General features: G+C 61.3%; 16 protein-coding genes. 8 read left to right on the forward strand and 8 right to left on the reverse strand.

Annotated elements, in window-relative coordinates:
* Window positions 1-7: 7 nt before the first annotated feature.
* Genes GIV35_RS11700 through GIV35_RS11710 form a run of 3 tightly spaced genes read right to left on the reverse strand, consistent with a single transcriptional unit; the run spans window position 8 to window position 2,207 of the window.
* The gene (locus GIV35_RS11700) at window positions 8-334 is read right to left on the reverse strand and encodes a DUF3325 domain-containing protein (RefSeq protein WP_105225864.1); all 327 of its coding nucleotides are present in this window, start codon (window positions 332-334) and stop codon (window positions 8-10) included.
* Window positions 334-1,908, reverse strand: coding sequence for a PepSY-associated TM helix domain-containing protein (locus GIV35_RS11705; protein ID WP_236264854.1), 1,575 nt, complete (start codon window positions 1,906-1,908; stop codon window positions 334-336). Before GIV35_RS11705 ends, GIV35_RS11700 begins: the two co-directional genes overlap by 1 nt.
* The gene (locus tag GIV35_RS11710) at window positions 1,905-2,207 is read right to left on the reverse strand and encodes a DUF3649 domain-containing protein (RefSeq protein WP_014717062.1); all 303 of its coding nucleotides are present in this window, start codon (window positions 2,205-2,207) and stop codon (window positions 1,905-1,907) included. Before GIV35_RS11710 ends, GIV35_RS11705 begins: the two co-directional genes overlap by 4 nt.
* A 171-nt stretch (window positions 2,208-2,378) precedes the next feature.
* Between GIV35_RS11710 and GIV35_RS11715 the strand changes: the two genes are divergently transcribed.
* The 3 genes from GIV35_RS11715 (at window position 2,379) to fecA (ending at window position 6,233) form a co-directional block, all read left to right on the forward strand.
* Window positions 2,379-2,867, forward strand: a complete 489-nt coding sequence (locus GIV35_RS11715; protein WP_223023306.1) for a sigma-70 family RNA polymerase sigma factor — start codon at window positions 2,379-2,381, stop codon at window positions 2,865-2,867.
* A complete protein-coding gene (locus GIV35_RS11720) occupies window positions 2,864-3,805 on the forward strand; it encodes a FecR domain-containing protein (protein ID WP_105225861.1) in 942 nt (313 codons plus the stop codon). Before GIV35_RS11715 ends, GIV35_RS11720 begins: the two co-directional genes overlap by 4 nt.
* A gap of 91 nt (window positions 3,806-3,896) precedes the next feature.
* Complete coding sequence (fecA, locus tag GIV35_RS11725) at window positions 3,897-6,233, forward strand: TonB-dependent Fe(3+) dicitrate receptor FecA (protein WP_105225860.1); 2,337 nt, start codon at window positions 3,897-3,899, stop codon at window positions 6,231-6,233.
* 91 nt (window positions 6,234-6,324) lie between these two features.
* Here fecA and GIV35_RS11730 read toward each other — a convergent pair whose 3' ends face one another.
* Window positions 6,325-7,197, reverse strand: coding sequence for a LysR family transcriptional regulator (locus GIV35_RS11730; protein ID WP_236264855.1), 873 nt, complete (start codon window positions 7,195-7,197; stop codon window positions 6,325-6,327).
* Between the two features lie 104 nt (window positions 7,198-7,301).
* On the opposite strand from GIV35_RS11730, the gene GIV35_RS11735 reads away from it, so the two are divergent.
* A complete protein-coding gene (locus GIV35_RS11735; RefSeq protein ID WP_236304389.1) occupies window positions 7,302-8,813 on the forward strand; it encodes an MFS transporter in 1,512 nt (503 codons plus the stop codon).
* Window positions 8,814-8,867: 54 nt separating this feature from the next.
* Here GIV35_RS11735 and GIV35_RS11740 read toward each other — a convergent pair whose 3' ends face one another.
* Both GIV35_RS11740 and GIV35_RS11745 read right to left on the reverse strand, forming a co-directional pair.
* Entirely contained in the window at window positions 8,868-9,278 is a 411-nt protein-coding gene (locus GIV35_RS11740; protein WP_003188815.1) for an HPF/RaiA family ribosome-associated protein, read from the reverse strand.
* 213 nt (window positions 9,279-9,491) lie between these two features.
* Entirely contained in the window at window positions 9,492-10,439 is a 948-nt protein-coding gene (locus tag GIV35_RS11745) for a LysR substrate-binding domain-containing protein (protein ID WP_054897740.1), read from the reverse strand.
* A gap of 137 nt (window positions 10,440-10,576) precedes the next feature.
* Here GIV35_RS11745 and GIV35_RS11750 point away from each other — a divergent pair, with 137 nt between their 5' ends.
* From GIV35_RS11750 to GIV35_RS11760, 3 genes are all read left to right on the forward strand, one after another.
* Entirely contained in the window at window positions 10,577-11,953 is a 1,377-nt protein-coding gene (locus GIV35_RS11750) for an L-serine ammonia-lyase (protein ID WP_034128672.1), read from the forward strand.
* A 61-nt stretch (window positions 11,954-12,014) separates the two neighbouring features.
* Window positions 12,015-13,304 (forward strand): serine/threonine transporter, encoded by a 1,290-nt coding sequence (locus GIV35_RS11755; RefSeq protein ID WP_236264391.1) that lies wholly within the window; start codon window positions 12,015-12,017, stop codon window positions 13,302-13,304.
* 265 nt (window positions 13,305-13,569) lie between these two features.
* Window positions 13,570-13,887, forward strand: a complete 318-nt coding sequence (locus GIV35_RS11760; RefSeq protein WP_034128674.1) for a DUF3509 domain-containing protein — start codon at window positions 13,570-13,572, stop codon at window positions 13,885-13,887.
* Here the strand turns inward: GIV35_RS11760 and GIV35_RS11765 are convergent.
* Entirely contained in the window at window positions 13,884-14,372 is a 489-nt protein-coding gene (locus tag GIV35_RS11765; RefSeq protein ID WP_014717052.1) for a phosphate-starvation-inducible protein PsiE, read from the reverse strand. The genes GIV35_RS11760 and GIV35_RS11765 overlap by 4 nt on opposite strands.
* Before the next feature lie 286 nt (window positions 14,373-14,658).
* Between GIV35_RS11765 and GIV35_RS11770 the strand changes: the two genes are divergently transcribed.
* Entirely contained in the window at window positions 14,659-14,919 is a 261-nt protein-coding gene (locus GIV35_RS11770; protein WP_016974596.1) for a YebG family protein, read from the forward strand.
* 55 nt (window positions 14,920-14,974) lie between these two features.
* On the opposite strand, the gene GIV35_RS11775 is transcribed toward GIV35_RS11770, so the two are convergent.
* Window positions 14,975-15,994 carry a Glu/Leu/Phe/Val dehydrogenase family protein gene (locus tag GIV35_RS11775; protein WP_054897738.1) on the reverse strand — a complete coding sequence of 340 codons (1,020 nt, stop codon included), beginning with the start codon at window positions 15,992-15,994 and terminating at the stop codon, window positions 14,975-14,977.
* Window positions 15,995-16,075 lie beyond the last annotated feature (81 nt).

Consider the following 16,075-nt stretch of genomic DNA (forward strand, 5'->3'; position numbering starts at 1 on the left):
GGCCGGCTCAAGAGAGGGCGAACGCCGCAACAGGGCTGGCCAAAAGAGCGAGCCCCGCGAGGCTCAAGGCCAGCCTCGGCCGATACGGCAACAGCAACACCAGTAGCAAGGCGCTGAGCATCAACACCGCGCACCACTCCACCAGGCCCTGACTCCAACCGGCGCCCAGCACCGACGGCCAGATCGACACGCCCAGCAGCAACCAACCGCCCACCCGCAACCCCAAGCGCCGAATGGGCGTGGGTTTGCTGTGCAGCAGTTCGCCGTGGTGACGGTCGGTGGACAAGCACAGTGCCATGAACCCGGCGTAGCACATCAATAGCGCCAGAAGCATCAGTTGGCCTGCTGCTTGAGTGTTAACCCGCGGGCACGCTCAGCCTTGGGTAGCGGCGCGCTGCGGTGGTGCATCTTCCAGGCTGCCCAGGCGAGGAACACGCCACTCGCCAGGCAGGTGAGGTCGAAGCCGGCCATGGCCCAGTCGCCACTTGGCACGGAGACGCCCAAGTGGTGCGAGGTGGTGATGGCGTTAAGCAATGGAATGGCGGCAAACAATAGCGCGCCGAGCCTCAGTTGCTCGACCCAGCCCTGGCGACCGCTCCGCAGCAAGGCGTGCAACAGGCTCAGGCCCCAGGCGATAAAGAACGCCTGCACTTCCCAGTCCGAACGCTCGGTGAAGCTCACCGGCAACAGGCGGTTGGCCCAGAAAAACGCTGCAATGGCGATCATCAATCCGGACATGCTGGCGATATTCAGCACCTCCACCAAACGCAGTTCAAAGGGCATCACCGAGGCCTTGGCGTGTTTGAGCTGGCGTTTACCCAGCCAGATCACCAAGCCTGTGCCGATCATCGCCGTGCCCGCCAGGCCGCAGATAAAGTACAGCCAGCGCAGCGCCGGACCGGCGAAATGGCCCATGTGCAAACCGTAGAAACTGCCACCAACGACCGCTGGCAACGATGGATCGGCACTGGCCCGCAACAGCTCGCCAGTGGTGCCGCTAAACGACAACGTACTGCCCGAGGCATGCACTACGCTGTCGGAGCCGGCGCGGAATACATTGACCGAGGCGTTGACATCGCCGAGGTTGTTGACCGCCACACGCCCTACATGACCACCCGCCCACTGCCCCCGCGCCTGCTGGTACATCGGCATCAACGGCAGCAGTTTGCCCGGCTGGCCGAGGGCCGGCGCATTGTCAGTAGCGGGGAACAGCTCACTGAAAAACGCCCGGCTGTCTTCACCGTAGGACGCCACGATGGGCGCAGGCATGACCATGCTCATGAAAATCACCAGGCTGCTGTAGGTGATCATCAGGTGAAATGGCAGCACCAGCACACCCACCGCGTTATGCCCGTCCAGCCAGGAGCGCTGGCCTTTGCGCGGTCGGAAGGTGAAGAAGTCCTTGAAGATTTTCTTGTGGGTGATGATGCCCGTGATCAGCGCGACGAACATCACCATGGCAGCGATGGTCGACAGCCAGCGGCCCCACGGGTAAGGCATTTGCAGTTGGAAGTGGAAGCGATAGAAGAACTCGCCGCCCTTGCTTTCCCGGGCCTGCACCGGTTGGCCGGTGACCGGGTCGAGGACTTTCTGGATGAAAGTGCCGCGCTTGCCGGGCTCGACCTTGTCTTGCCACATCACCGACAAGCCGGGGTCGCGGCGGTTCGGCAAGGTAATGAACCAGCGTGCGGCGGCAGGCGCCTGCTGTTGCAGATAGTTTTGCGCGACGGCGAGGCTGCGCCCATCGTCCAGGGGATGGGCCTGCACTTCGGGCTGCATCCAGTGGGTTATTTCATCTTTGAAATAAGCCAGGGTGCCGGTCAGGAAAATCGCGAACAGCAGCCAGCCGAAGATCAAGCCTGCCCAGGTGTGCAGCCAGGCCATGGCCTGGCGAAAGCCCTCTTTCATGTGCGAGCCATCCAAAAACCGATGCCGGCCAGGGTGGCCAAGAGTGCGCTCGGCACCATCACCCCTGCCCAGGCGCGCCACGCCGTGCGGCAGGCAAAACACCAGAGCACCGCCAGCAGGTAGAACACAAAGGAACTCATCATGCCGGTGACCACCGCATCGGCACGGGAGGTGGGCAGCCAGAGCGCCAGGCAAATGGCGGCCAGGGAAGCCATCAGGTAACCGCCAATCACCGCCGCCAGCACGCGCGAGGTGACGGCGAGGCGGTAGGACACGGGCAATGAGGTTTTGCTTTTCATGCGGCAGGCGCCTGGTTCATCAGCGCGCAATATTAATGATAAATATTCTCATAAGCAAAAGAGAACGGATGAATCACCTGCCTTGGCCGATTGCCGAACCTTGTTATGCACCCTACAATGCGAACAATTCTTGTTCTCTAAAGCATGTCGAATGCTTGTGGAGTGATCGCGTTGCAGCCGTCCAACCCCGTCGAAGTGTTGTACAACGACCATCACCACTGGCTCACCGGCTGGTTGCGACGCAAGCTCGGCTGCCCGGAAAACGCCGCCGACCTGGCTCAGGACACCTTTATCCGCGTGCTCAGTGCCCGGGAAGCGCCAACGCTGATCGAGCCGCGCGCCTTCCTCACCACCGTGGCCAAGCGTGTGCTGTTCAACTTCTACCGCCGCCAGGACCTGGAGCGCGCCTACCTCGAGGCCTTGGCGCAGATGCCCGAACACGTGGTACCGTCGGAAGAAGACCGCGCAATCATCCTGCAGACCCTGCTGGAACTGGACCAACTGCTCGACGGCTTGCCCAAGCAGGTCAAACGCGCCTTCCTGCTGGCCCAACTCGACGGCCTGACCTACGCGCAAATCGGCGCGCAACTGGGCATCTCCATCGCCACGGTCAAACGCCACCTGACCAAAGCGGCCATGCGCTGCTACTTCGCCCTATGAACGTCTCCAGCCAAGTCGCCGAACAAGCCGTGCACTGGTTGCTGGAAATGCAGCAAGGCGCGCTCAACCCACGCCAGCAGGCGGCCTGGCAGCAATGGTTGAATGCCCACAGCGAACACCAACGCGCGTGGGAGCAGATCCAGCGCGTCAACCAACGCCTGCGCGGCGTGCCCTCGCCCCTGGCCCACGCGGCGTTGAACGCGCCCACCTCCAGCAGCCGGCGTCAGGCGCTTAAATTGCTGTTGATTCTGGGTGCCGGTTCGGCCGCCGCCTGGAGCCTGCGCCAGCAACATATTCTGCCGCCGCTGACGGCTGACTATCGCAGCCCGGTGGGCCAGCGCCGCACAGTACAGCTGGCCGACGGCAGCCAGTTGCAGCTCAACACCGGCAGCGCGGTGGATGTGCATTTCGACGGCCAACAGCGCCTGGTGCGCCTGCTTGAAGGTGAAATCCTGCTCACCGCCCGTGCAGGCCAGACGCCGTTGCACGTGCTGACCGGCCAGGGCCTGCTCAGCAGCCAGGCAGCGCGCTTGACTGTGCGCCAGTTCAACGACCACACCCAACTGGCGGTACTGGCCGGCCAGGTCGAGGTGATGCCCAACCGCTACAACGGCCTGCCGCTGAGCGTCGACGCCGCGCACCAGGTCAATTTCACCCGCAAAGGCTGGGACACCCCGCGCCCTACCGACGCCAACAGCGGCGCCTGGGCCGACGGCATGCTGGTGGCCGCACACATGCGCCTGGAAGACTTCCTCAATGAATTGGGACGCTACCGTCGCGGCCAGCTCCATTGCGATCCACAAGTCGCCAACCTGCTGCTGTCCGGCAGTTACCCACTGGATGACAGCGAACGCATCCTCGACCTGCTGGAGATCAGCCTGCCGGTGAAAGTGCGGCGCTTTACCCGTTATTGGGTGACCGTGCAGGCACGGGTCTGAATTTATTTTACTTTTGTGTGAGCCGTTTTCCGCACCTGGCGTGACAGAGAAGGAAAGCCACCTTGATCCTTCCTTCTCAGGACCGCCCTTCATGCCCCAGCACCCGACGCTTCTCGCCCGTACACTGCGCCAACTCCTGCTCGGCGCCAGCCTCAGCCTGACCGCACTGCCGGCGGTGATGGCAGCCGACGCCAAGGCGTACCACATTGCACCGACCACCCTGGAAGCGGCTCTGAATCAATTCGGTCGTGAAGCCGGCGTACTGGTGTCCTTCGGCTCCGCAGTGACAGTCGGTATGCAAAGCCCGGGGCTGTCGGGCAATTACAGCGCTGCCGAGGGCTTGCAAAAACTGCTGGAAGGCACCGGCCTGCAAGCCCGCGCCGAGGGTGATAACGCCTACAGCCTGCAACCGGCCGGCGCCCCCGCCACCCTGGAGTTGCAGACATCCAACGTGGTCGGCGACTGGCTCGGTGACGCGGCGCAAACCAATGTGTTCGAGCACCCCGGCGCCCGTGATGTGATCCGCCGCGAAGAATTCGAACGCCAGGGCGCCACCCAGGCCCGCGATGTGCTCAACCGCATCCCTGGCGTCAACGCCCCGGACAACAACGGCACCGGTAGCCACGACATGGCGCTGAACTTCGGCATTCGCGGGCTCAACCCGCGCCTGGCGTCGCGCTCTACGGTGCTGATGGATGGCATCCCGGTGCCCTTCGCGCCTTACGGCCAGCCGCAACTCTCCTTCGCGCCGATCAGCATGGGCAATATGGACGCGGTGGATGTAGTACGTGGCGGCGGTGCGGTGCGCTATGGCCCGCAAAACGTGGGCGGCATTGTCAACTTCGTCACCCGTGCCATCCCGGATGCGCCGACGGTCAAGGGTGGTTTGCAGACCGAGACCAGCCCCTCCTCCAGCCACGACGGCTTCAAGACCACCGGCAACTTGCTGGCTGGCGGCACCGCCGACAATGGGTTGGGTGGCGCGCTGCTGTACTCCGGCACCCGCGGCGGCGACTGGCGCGAAAACAGCAACACGCGCATCGACGACCTGATCCTCAAGGGCAAATACCAGTTGGACGACGCCAATAGCTTCAACGCCATGGCGCAGTACTACGAAGGCCAGGCCGACATGCCGGGCGGTTTGAACGTCAAGGACTACAAGGCTGATCCGTACCAGTCCACCCGCCCGTATGACAAGTTCTGGGGCCGCCGCACGATGTTCAATGTGGGCTATCGCTACGAGCAGGACCGCCGCGAATTCACGGTCAACAGTTTCTTCACCAAGACCCTGCGCAGCGGCTACCTGGACCAAGGCAGCTTCCTGTCGCTGTCGCCACGGGAATATTGGGTACGTGGCCTGGAAACGCGCTTCGCCCAGGGCTTCGACCTCGGCCCCACCAGCCATGAAGTGGGTGTGGGCTACCGCTACATCAATGAAGCCGGCCACGAACTGCGCTACCGCACGCCGATTGCCGCCAACCAGCAAATCCCCACCACCAACAGCCGCAACGACCGCGACACGCGCGGCGGCACCGAAGCCAATGCGTTCTTCATCGACGACCGCATCGACATCGGCAAGTGGACCATCACCCCAGGCATTCGCTACGAGATGATCGAGTCCCAGCAGACCAACAACCTGAGCAACGTCAAATACAAGGGCGACTACAACACCGCACTGCCAGCGTTGAACGTGCTCTACCACCTCACCGACGACTGGAACCTTTATGCCAACACCGAAGGCTCGTTCGGCAGCGTGCAGTACAGCCAGATGCCCAACCGTGTGAACAGTGGCGAAGTGAAACCGGAAAAAGCCCGCACCTGGGAACTCGGCACGCGCTATGACAACGGCAATCTGCGCGCGGAAATCGGTGCGTTCCTGATCAATTTCGACAACCAGTACGACAGCAACCAGACCAACGACACCGTGATCGCACGCGGTGAAACGCGTCACCAGGGCATCGAGTCGAGCATCAACTACGCCCTCGACGGCCTGAGCCCGGCGCTGGCGGGGTTTGATGTCTACGCCACCTACGCCTATGTGGATGCGACCATTCGCGAAGACGGCCCGAACAAAGGCAACCGCGTGCCCTTCTCCTCCAAGCACAAAGGCACCCTCGGCGTGGGTTACACCGAAGGCCCTTGGAAGCTGAATGTGGACAGCAGCTACCAGAGCAGCCAGTTCGCCGACAACGCCAACACCCAGGCCGAAAGCGCCGACGGTGCCAATGGGCGCATCCCCGGCTACATGCTTTTCAGCAGCCGCGCAGCCTATGACTTCGGCCCGCAGTTGTCGGATTTGAATGTGGCGGTGGGGGTGAAGAACATCTTCAACAAGCAGTACTACACCCGCTCGTTCGACGACAACAACAAGGGCAAGTACGTGGGTGAGCCGCGTACGGTGTATGTGCAGACTTCTATCGCGTTCTGACTGCAATCTGCAGACTGCAACACATCCAACTGTGGGAGGGGGCTTGCCCCCTCCCACAGTTGATTCTCGGTGTGTTTAGGATTGAATGGGGCTAACTACCCGCCAGGCAACTGGGGGTGGCCGCCACTAACGCGTCAATGGCACACCGCGTCTTGGCCGGCATATGCGCCGCCGTCGGCCAGATCACATGGATCGGCGCAGGTTGCTCACGGTAGCTGGGCAGCACGGCCTGCAACTGACCGCGCAGCGCATAGTGGGCAATCAACCAACTCGGCAACCAGGCCAGGCCTACGCCCGCGATGGCGGCATCGGCTACCGCCTGGAGGTCGTCCACGATCAACGGCGAAGCCAGGCGCGAGCGCTGCGCGGTGTTGCTGCGGTAGGCAATGCCACGATGAGCGGCCAGGTCTTCGATACTGCCAATAGCACCCTTGCGCTGCAAATACGCAGGCGACGCTGCCAGCCCCATGACCTGCTGACCCAGGCGCCGTGCACTCAGGCGGTCGGTGTCGGGCAACGGGCCGATGCGCACGGCCATATCGAAGCCCTCCTGCACCAAGTCGATCATGCGGTCGGAAAAACAAAGGTCGATTTCCAGTTCCGGATAACGATCCAGCAAGGCCCACAACGCTGGCGCGGCATAGTGATGCCCAAACGCCAGGGGCACGCTCACTCTCAAACGCCCACGAGGTTGCTGGCGGCCGCTTTCCAGCACGGACTCGGCGGCCTCCAGCTCTGCCAATGCGCGCAGGCAATGCTCGTAGTACGCCTGCCCGTCCTCGGTCAACCGCTGGCGCCGGGTGGAACGCTGTAACAGGCAAGTACCCAGGCGTGCCTCCAGGCGCGCCAGGCCCTTGCCTACCGCAGAACGCGTGAGGTTCAGGCGTTCGGCGGCTTCGGTGAGGTTGCCGCTTTCAACAATCTGCAGAAAGAGTTCGACACCATCAAAACGTGGGGTAACCATGCTTAATTGTCGCCCTATATTCCCTTGTTCAAGGAAAAACTATCGCCAATAAAGAACCTGATTCCCGAGAGAATAGCCCCTCCCGCTTTCGAAAGGAATCTCGTATGCCCCGCGCCGCCGCACTCTCGGCCCTCACTCCCCCGCGCACCGCCAGGAACGGCCTGGCCCTCACCGCCGTCTGCCTGGTGGCCCTGATGTTCGGCCTGGAAATCTCCAGCGTGCCGGTCATCCTGCCGACGCTGGAACAGGAACTGGGCACGGGTTTTCAAGACGCCCAATGGATCATGAATGCCTACACGCTGGCCTGCACCAGCGTGCTGATGGCGGCGGGGACCTTGGCGGATCGCTTCGGTCGTCGGCGTGTGCTGGTGGTGTGCCTGTGGGTATTCGCCCTGGCCTCGCTGGCCTGTGGCTTGGCCAACGATGCGTCGACGCTGATCGCGGCGCGTTTCGTCCAGGGCATTGGCGCCGGGGCCATGATGATTTGCCAATTTGCGATCTTGTCCCATCAGTTCCGCGAACCGGCGGCGCGTGCGCGGGCCTTTGCGATATGGGGCGTGATCGCTGGCGTGGGCCTGGGTTTCGGACCGATGGTGGGAGCCTTGATCCTGGCCGTGGCGGACTGGCGCTGGGTGTTCCTGGTGCACGTACCGCTGACCCTGTTCACCTTGGCGTTGTTGCATATCAGCGTGCAGGAGTCCCGCGACCCGGCCAACCATCGCCTCGACATCGCCGGCATGCTGACCATGACACTCACGGTGTTTTCGCTGGTTTATTTCATCACCCAGGGCAGCGAAATCGGCTTTGGCGCCCCGGCGATGCTCGGCTGGGCCGGCCTGGCGGTCTTCGGGCTGCTGCTGTTTATCTTGATTGAGCGGCGCAGCGCCCATCCGATGTTCGACTTCTCGGTGTTCCGCATCCAACGTTTCAATGGCGCGTTGATGGGCTCAATCGGCATGAACTTCAGCTTCTGGCCGTTCATGATTTACCTGCCGTTGTACTTCCAGGCGGGCCTGGGTTACGACACGCTGACCACAGGCGCCGCCTTGCTCGCCTACACCTTGCCGACTTTGCTGGTACCGCCGCTGGCCGAACGCCTGGCCCTACGCTTTGGCGCCGAACGCATCATTCCCCTGGGCCTGGGGGTAATGGGCGCAGGGTTCATGGGAATGGCCGCCGTTAATTACGCCGGACAACCCAGCACGGCGCTGGTGCTGTTCAGTTGCGTGATCGCCGGTATCGGACTGGCGTTGACCAATTCGCCGACCACCAACACCACCACCGGCGCCGTCTCGAATGACCGTGCAGGCATGGCCTCGGGCATCGACTTCAGCGCACGGCTGATCACCCTGGCGCTCAATATCGCGCTGATGGGCCTTGTGTTGTTGTTGGGGATCAGCCACAACCTGGCCCATGTGCTGCCTGACAGCACGGCAATGGAGTGGGCAAGCCTCAGCCAGCATATTGCCGCCGGCAAGCTGGATGCGCCGGGGCTGACCGTTCAAGATGCGCAAACAGCACTGCGCAGCGGCGCCGGCTGGGCCATGCTGTTTGCGGGGTTGGGCGCCTGCGGGCTGGCGATGCTGAGCCGGCATTTCTTCCGGCGCGAGCGCTGAACGAAAAACGGGCCTGCATATGCAGGCCCGTTTTCATTGGGGGAATGGAAAAAATCAGCCGTTAATGGCAGCGTTTTCGTTTTCCAGGAATTCCTCTTCCAAAGCGTCTTCGTTCACTTTGTTGATTGGCTGGTTTTTACCGGCAGCGCGCGGCTTGCCTTGCAGTTTGCCAAACAAATGTTCCAGTGCGTGGTCGAGCTTGACTGCGGCGCCATCGATCGCTTGCTCCAGCGTATCGGCTTTATGGCACACGGAAACTGGTTGATGGCCCTTTGGCCGTGCTTCCAGACGGCAACTCAAATCGTGAGGGCCGGGCTTGTCGCCGTTCTCGTCTCGCAGGTAGACCTCTACACGGGTCAGGTCTTCTTCGTAGCGTTCGAGCGTGCTCTCAATGGTAGTACGTACCCACTCCTCCAGTCGGATGCTGCTTTCAATATGGTTATCGCTATTGACTTGGATTTGCATAGTTCTTCCCTTATTTCAGCTAGCTCGCCAGAGGTCACAAACTGCAACACCGGGGTGGTGAAACCATGACCTCTTGATTACACAATTGAGCACCTGCTGAAACATTTCAACCCCTTTGAAAAGATAAATCCCACATTACAAATTAACCCTGACGACGAGCAAAAACGCTGGTAGGGTGGGGAGTTAGTTACAACTTCTTACGTTCTGTTTTCCTCACAACTGCCCCTCTCCCAACGGGTGCAAGCTGCGAAAAATCCCCGCTTCCTCCACCAGCCAGTCATGCACCGCACGCACGCCCGGATGGTTCAACGCGCCCGGCGCATACAGCAGCACGTAGCGTTTATGGTTGGGCACGGCCAGGCCGAACGGCACGATCAAGGTGCCGCGCTCCAGCTCATCGTTCAGCAAGGTGCGCCGCGCAATCGCCACGCCCATGCCGGCGATGGCGGCTTCGATGGTCAGGTGATTGCGGTTGAAGGTGTGCCCGCGCCGTACGTCGGCACCGTGGTAGCCGATGGCATTGAGGTAAAACTCCCATTCGGCATATTCATAACTCCCACGCCAGGCCGTGATGTCGTGCAGCAGCGGGAAATGGGCCAGGTCCGCCGGGCCATGCAAGGGTGGGCGGCCACGCAACAGGCTGGGGGCGCACACCGGGAATATCTGTTCATCCAACAGGGCTGTGGATAACAAGCCAGGGTAGCTGCCGTCGTTCAGGTCGATGGCCAGGTCAAAGTCGCCTTCATGCAGGGCGATGCTGCTGTCTTCGGCGACCATGCGCAGTTGAATGTCCGGAAAACGCTGCTGAAAACGTGGCAGACGCGGGGTCAGCCACTTGCCCAGAAACGAGGGGATCGAACGCAGGCGCAAGGTGCCGCTGATCATCCCGGCGTCCAGGCGCTGCAGTTCGGCATCAATGCTGCCATAAGCCTCACCCACCACGGCCGCCAGGCGCTGCCCCTCGGCGCTGAGTTCAACGCCTCGCGCACGCCGATGAAACAGTCGAAAGCCCAGGCGCTCTTCTAACTGGCGAATTTGTTGGCTCACCGCTCCCGGCGTGATGTGCAGTTCCTCGGCGCAGCGGGTGAACGATAGATGCCGCGCAGCGCAGGAAAACACATGCAGCCAGACATAGGTCTGGCCATGGAGGGGGCGAGTCATAGCGTTTAGTCCTGCTAAAGGGTGTCTTAGGATAATTCGTTGGTCAGTACCGATCCAGAGGCTCAGTATCGCGCCAATTCCGCCTGCTCTACAAAACATGGCAGCGATTTCTACTCCATTGCTTGTAAGGCTTTAGCATGGCTATCAGTGTTTTCGATCTATTCAAGGTGGGCATCGGCCCTTCCAGTTCCCACACCGTTGGCCCGATGCGCGCTGCCGCGACATTCGCCCAAGCCCTGACCGACCTGCATTTGCTCAGCCAAACCCGGCGCGTCGAAGTGCGCCTGTATGGCTCGCTGTCCGCTACCGGCGTCGGCCATGCCACCGACCGCGCCTGTGTCATGGGCTTGATGGGCGAATGGCCAGACCGCGTCGACCCCACCTCGATCAATGCGCGTATCCAGCAACTGCGCGAGTCCGGCCAATTGCTGCTGGCGGGCTCTCAGGCAATTGCTTTCAACTGGCACACCGACTTGCTGCTGCTGGACGAAAGCCTGCCGTACCACCCCAACGCCATGTCCTTGCACGCCTATGGCGACAGCGGCCTGCTGAGCGAACAAACCTATTACTCGGTGGGCGGTGGTTTCATCATCGAAGCCGCCGAAGCTGCATCAGGCATTGCGCCGACCAGCGACGTGCAATTGCCCTACGACTTTTCCAGTGCCGTAGAACTGCTGGCCTTGTGCAACAAGCACGGCCTGCGGGTATCCGAACTGATGATGGCCAACGAACGGGCGTGGCGCAGCGATGAAGAGATCCGCAGCGGCCTGCTGCATATCTGGTCGGTGATGCGCGAGTGCGTGGAACAGGGCCTGCGCGATGAAGGCATCCTGCCCGGTGGCCTGGATGTGCCCCGTCGCGCCGCGAAGTTGCATCGCAACCTGTTGGAAATCGGTAAGCCCAATGTGATCACCTCGACCTTGTCGGCGATGGAATGGGTCAACCTGTTCGCCCTCGCCGTCAACGAAGAAAACGCCGCTGGCGGGCGCATGGTCACCGCCCCGACCAATGGCGCGGCCGGAATTATCCCAGCAGTGCTGCATTACTACATGAAATTCAACGCCGACGCGTCTGACGACGACGTAGTCAATTTCTTCCTGGCCGCCGCCGCCGTCGGCATCCTTTGCAAGAAAAACGCCTCCATCTCCGGCGCCGAAGTCGGCTGCCAGGGCGAAGTGGGCTCGGCCTGTGCCATGGCCGCCGCAGGCCTGGCCGATATCCTCGGTGCCACCCCGGAGCAACTGGAAAACGCCGCCGAAATTGGCCTGGAACACAACCTCGGCCTGACCTGCGACCCGGTCGGTGGCCTGGTGCAGGTGCCGTGCATCGAGCGCAATGCCATTGCGGCGGTCAAGGCGATCAACGCCACGCAGATGGCCCTGCGCGGTGACGGCAAGCACTTCATTTCCCTCGACCGGGTGATCCGCACCATGCGCGATACCGGCGCCGATATGCATGACAAATACAAAGAAACTTCACGGGGCGGCCTGGCGGTCAGCTGGGTGGAGTGCTGATCGGAGCACTGCTACCCGCCCCAACGTGAGCCCGCGCAAAAATAATAACGAGGCAATACCGATCACTGATGTACGTACACCTGCTGCCGAAAATCCCGATGTCAGAGAACACACAGTAACCACCGGCTGGACCAAACACGACACCACCTGGATGCTCGGCCTCTACGGCACCGCCATCGGCGCGGGCACCCTGTTCCTGCCGATCAATGCCGGCGTCGGTGGTTTCTGGCCGCTGATCGTGCTGGCGTTGCTGGCCTTTCCGATGACCTTCTTCGCCCACCGTGGGCTGACGCGCTTTGTACTGTCGGGCAAATCCGGCGACATCACCGAAGTGGTCGAGGAACACTTTGGTGTCGGCGCGGGCAAGTTGATCACACTGCTGTACTTCTTTGCGATTTTCCCGATCCTGCTGGTGTACAGCGTCGCACTGACCAACACTCTGGGCAGTTTCATGGAGCACCAATTGCACATGGCGCCGCCGCCACGGGCGATTCTGTCGCTGGTGCTGATCCTCGGCCTGATGGCCATCGTGCGGTGTGGCCAGGGCGTGATCGTCAAGGCCATGAGCGTGCTGGTGTACCCCTTCGTTGCCGCCTTGCTGCTGCTGGCATTCAGCCTGATTCCCAACTGGAACGGAGCGTTCTTCGCCTCGGCCAGCGAAGGCATGCCGCTGCCGCTGTTCTTCAAAACGCTGTGGCTGGCGATCCCGGTGATGGTGTTCTCGTTCAACCATTCGCCGATCATCTCCGCCTTTGCCGTAGACCAGAAGCGCGTCTACGGCGCCCAGGCCGAGCGCAAAAGCAGCGGCATCCTGGCCACCGCCCACGGCATGATGGTACTGACCGTGATGTTCTTCTGCTTTAGCTGCGTGCTGGCGCTGTCACCGGCTGACCTGGCCGCTGCCAAGGCGCAGAACATCTCGATCCTGTCGTACCTGGCCAACCACTTCCAGACGCCGGTGATTGCCTACGCCGCACCGTTGATCGCGCTGGTGGCGATTACCAAGTCCTTCCTGGGTCACTACATTGGTGCCAGCGAAGGCTTCCAGGGGCTGATCGTCAAATCCCTGCGTGGGCGCAACCGTTCGATGTCGTCCAAATGGCTGGAACGCTGCACCGCGTTGTTCATGGTGCTGACCTGCTGGGCCGTGGCCACCTTCAACCCGAGCATCCTGGGCATGATCGAAACCATGGGCGGGCCGATCATCGCGTGCCTGCTGTTCCTGATGCCGATGTACGCCATCCGCCGAGTGCCATCTTTGCGCCAGTATTCAGGTCAGGTATCGAATGTGTTTGTAGTGGTCATCGGCCTGATTGCGCTGTCTGCGATCGTTTTTTCCGTAATGCCCTGAATTAGCTCACGACATACATCCAATGTGGGAGCGGGCTTGCCCGCGATAGCGATCATTCAGCCAACTATTGATTGGCTGATACACCGCAATCGCGGGCAAGCCCGCTCCCACATTTGGATTTCTGTGCCGGGTAAATCGCTGTACGGCACGGCCCTTGCTGTAGAACTTTTGAGGAAAACGGAATTTGGCCAGTGGTCAGGCAATGCGAACTAATACCGACACCGGCCGTCAATGACTGCATGTTCTTATCAGGCGGTAACGCACCATGGACAATCCTTTTCAGATCATCACCGACACGTTCAGCCCCCAATACCGCGTCAACCTGAGCATCCAACGGCTGGACGGCAGCATCATGCTCACCCTCTCTGACGAGACCGGCGTGGTGGCCAAGCGCATGATCAGCGCCGAACAGCGCAACGACCCGCAGCGCCTCAGGCGCCTGGTGCAAAGCATCCAGTTCGGCATCGCCATCGAGCAGGGCCATAGCGCCGTGGAAATTCTGGAACTGATGACGGACGGCGACAGCCACAAACTCCTGCAGCGACCGCCCGCCCGTACCCTACCCTTCAGCGTCGGGCTTTAAAGCTCGCCCTTCTCGGTCTCCAGGCTCGCCTCGCCCTTGCGACGCGGGCTTTCGACCTTCACCGAAGGGAACGCCGACGACGCGTAGCGCACCACCAGGATCGCAAACGCCAACAGCAAAATGCCGCCGCACAGGTAGATGATGCCCAGGTCCGGCGGGTTGTGATGGGACACGTTGGAGATCAGCAAACGCGTGAGTGCAGTGATCGCCACGTAGATCAGGAAGCGCACCGGCATGTGGTTGGTCTTGAAGTAAATCCCGACCATGGCACCCAATTCCAGGTAGATGAACAGCAGCAAGATGTCATCGATCTTGATGTGCCCGTTCTCCAGCATCCCCAGGAACTCCATCACCGCTGCCCAGGCGGTCACCGCACCAATGGCGAACAGCGCCAGGTAATGGAACGACTCGACAAACAGATTACCCAGCGACTCGGCCAGCCCGTGTACTTGCTGACGCAGCCTTTCGGCCCAATTGATTTTCACGATGATGCTTCCTTAGGTCGGATCGACCGGATAATGCGGGGTGGACGTGACGGTTGTTCTGCATGCAGAAAAAAGGCCAGCACTGCCATGAGATGATGGCTCGGTGGCATGAGGCACAGAAATCCGAGCCCTTACCAGAGTGAGCGTTTGCGCTGTAGCAAACCCCCATTTCCCAACTACATTAAAAACCTACTACCCAAACCCCGACGTTTGGCTTATCCTTTTCGCTGTATATAAATACAGTAGTCGCAAAAGACAACTATCGTGAAGGCATGTGAGGTGGTGAATGGCCGTCGAAGTGGTATACCGCAGCAGCCGAGATCTGGAGCGTTTGTTCATGGATAAAGCCGAAGCTGACCGTCATGACAAGATGCTTGAACTCGCTGAGTTGCTGGCAGAGGTGTTGCAAAAAGCCGTGCCGTCGTTGAGCGAGCAGCAGGTGGAGGAGGCCGGGATCTACATGGCGAAGAACCGCGATGTATTTGCCAAGGCGTTCAAGAGCCAACCGGACGCGCTGTCCGAGTTGTTGAACCCGACGGCGGAGTAAAGCCCGAATTGAATAGGCCCTGAATCATGGATTCAGGGCCTTTTTAATGCCTGGCCTATTTGTACAGCAGGCGTTCGGCCAGCTCATCGGCCACCCGTGCGGGGGAGCGTTTTTCGGCTTGGGCGTGGGCGAAGATTTCGGTCAGGCGGCTGCCGATGTTCGACAGATGCGCGGTGATGCCTGGCAGGTCGGTGCCGGCGTGTTTGAGGGCGACGTAGATCAGCCCGCCAGAGTTGATCACATAGTCCGGTGCGTAGAGGATGCCGCGGCCTTCCAATTGGTCGGCGATGTCCAGGTTGGTCAGTTGTGCGCTGGCCGAACCCGCCACGGCGGCGCAACGCAACTGGCCGACGCTGTTACGGTTGAATACGGCGCCGACGCCGCACGGTGCGAGGATGTCGCAGGGCGTGCTGAGCAAGGCGTCGTTGGCAATCGGGTGGGCACCCAGTTGCTCCATGGCCAGTTGCACCTTACCGTGGTCGATGTCGCTGACCAGCAGCTCAGCACCGGCGGCGTGTAGTTGTTCGGCCAGGGCATAACCGACGTTGCCAAGGCCCTGCACCGCCACGCGCAGGCCCTCGAGGTTGTCGCTGCCCAGGCGCGCCATGGCGGTGGTGCGGATACCGGCGAACACCCCCATGGCGGCATGGGGCGCAGGGTCGCCGGCGGCGGTGGTGCTGGTGACAAAGCGGGTGTTCTGGGCGATGCAGTCCATGTCGGCGACCGAGGTACCGCTGTCGATCGAGGTGATGAAGCGGCCGTCGAGTTTTTCCACACAACGGCCAAACGCCTCGAACAGCGCCGCACGGCTTTCCACGTGCACGGGGCGGATGATCACCGCCGTGCCGCCGCCCACCGACAGCCCGGCCAGCGCGGCTTTGTAGCTCATGCCTTGCGCCAGGCGCGCGGCATCGGCCACGGCGGTTTCGTCGTTAGGGTAAGCCAGGTAACGACAGCCACCCAACGCTGGGCCCAGGCGACTGTTGTGGATGGCGATGATCGCCTTCAAGCCGGTCACCGGATCAACGCTCAGGTGCAGCGATTCAAGGCGGGTGCTGTGCATGAGCGCAAACATCAATGGGCTCCCGAATCACTTCTGGTAGTGGGCCAAGTATAGGCTTGCGGCAGAAAACTGTTGGATTGCGCGGGAATAAGC

Source organism: Pseudomonas sp. PA-1-6B (assembly GCF_021609545.1).
In the GTDB taxonomy this organism is placed as follows: domain Bacteria; phylum Pseudomonadota; class Gammaproteobacteria; order Pseudomonadales; family Pseudomonadaceae; genus Aquipseudomonas; species Aquipseudomonas fluorescens_BV.

Bases quoted from the DNA above. Each gene is read 5' to 3' on its own strand.
- GIV35_RS11700 (WP_105225864.1), bottom strand. From the start codon at position 334: ATGCTTCTGGCGCTATTGATGTGCTACGCCGGGTTCATGGCACTGTGC.
- GIV35_RS11705 (WP_236264854.1), bottom strand. From the start codon at position 1,908: ATGAAAGAGGGCTTTCGCCAGGCCATGGCCTGGCTGCACACCTGGGCA.
- GIV35_RS11710 (WP_014717062.1), bottom strand. From the start codon at position 2,207: ATGAAAAGCAAAACCTCATTGCCCGTGTCCTACCGCCTCGCCGTCACC.
- GIV35_RS11720 (WP_105225861.1), top strand. From the start codon at position 2,864: ATGAACGTCTCCAGCCAAGTCGCCGAACAAGCCGTGCACTGGTTGCTG.
- fecA (WP_105225860.1), top strand. From the start codon at position 3,897: ATGCCCCAGCACCCGACGCTTCTCGCCCGTACACTGCGCCAACTCCTG.
- GIV35_RS11730 (WP_236264855.1), bottom strand. From the start codon at position 7,197: ATGGTTACCCCACGTTTTGATGGTGTCGAACTCTTTCTGCAGATTGTT.
- GIV35_RS11735 (WP_236304389.1), top strand. From the start codon at position 7,302: ATGCCCCGCGCCGCCGCACTCTCGGCCCTCACTCCCCCGCGCACCGCC.
- GIV35_RS11740 (WP_003188815.1), bottom strand. From the start codon at position 9,278: ATGCAAATCCAAGTCAATAGCGATAACCATATTGAAAGCAGCATCCGA.
- GIV35_RS11745 (WP_054897740.1), bottom strand. From the start codon at position 10,439: ATGACTCGCCCCCTCCATGGCCAGACCTATGTCTGGCTGCATGTGTTT.
- GIV35_RS11750 (WP_034128672.1), top strand. From the start codon at position 10,577: ATGGCTATCAGTGTTTTCGATCTATTCAAGGTGGGCATCGGCCCTTCC.
- GIV35_RS11760 (WP_034128674.1), top strand. From the start codon at position 13,570: ATGGACAATCCTTTTCAGATCATCACCGACACGTTCAGCCCCCAATAC.
- GIV35_RS11770 (WP_016974596.1), top strand. From the start codon at position 14,659: ATGGCCGTCGAAGTGGTATACCGCAGCAGCCGAGATCTGGAGCGTTTG.
- GIV35_RS11775 (WP_054897738.1), bottom strand. From the start codon at position 15,994: ATGTTTGCGCTCATGCACAGCACCCGCCTTGAATCGCTGCACCTGAGC.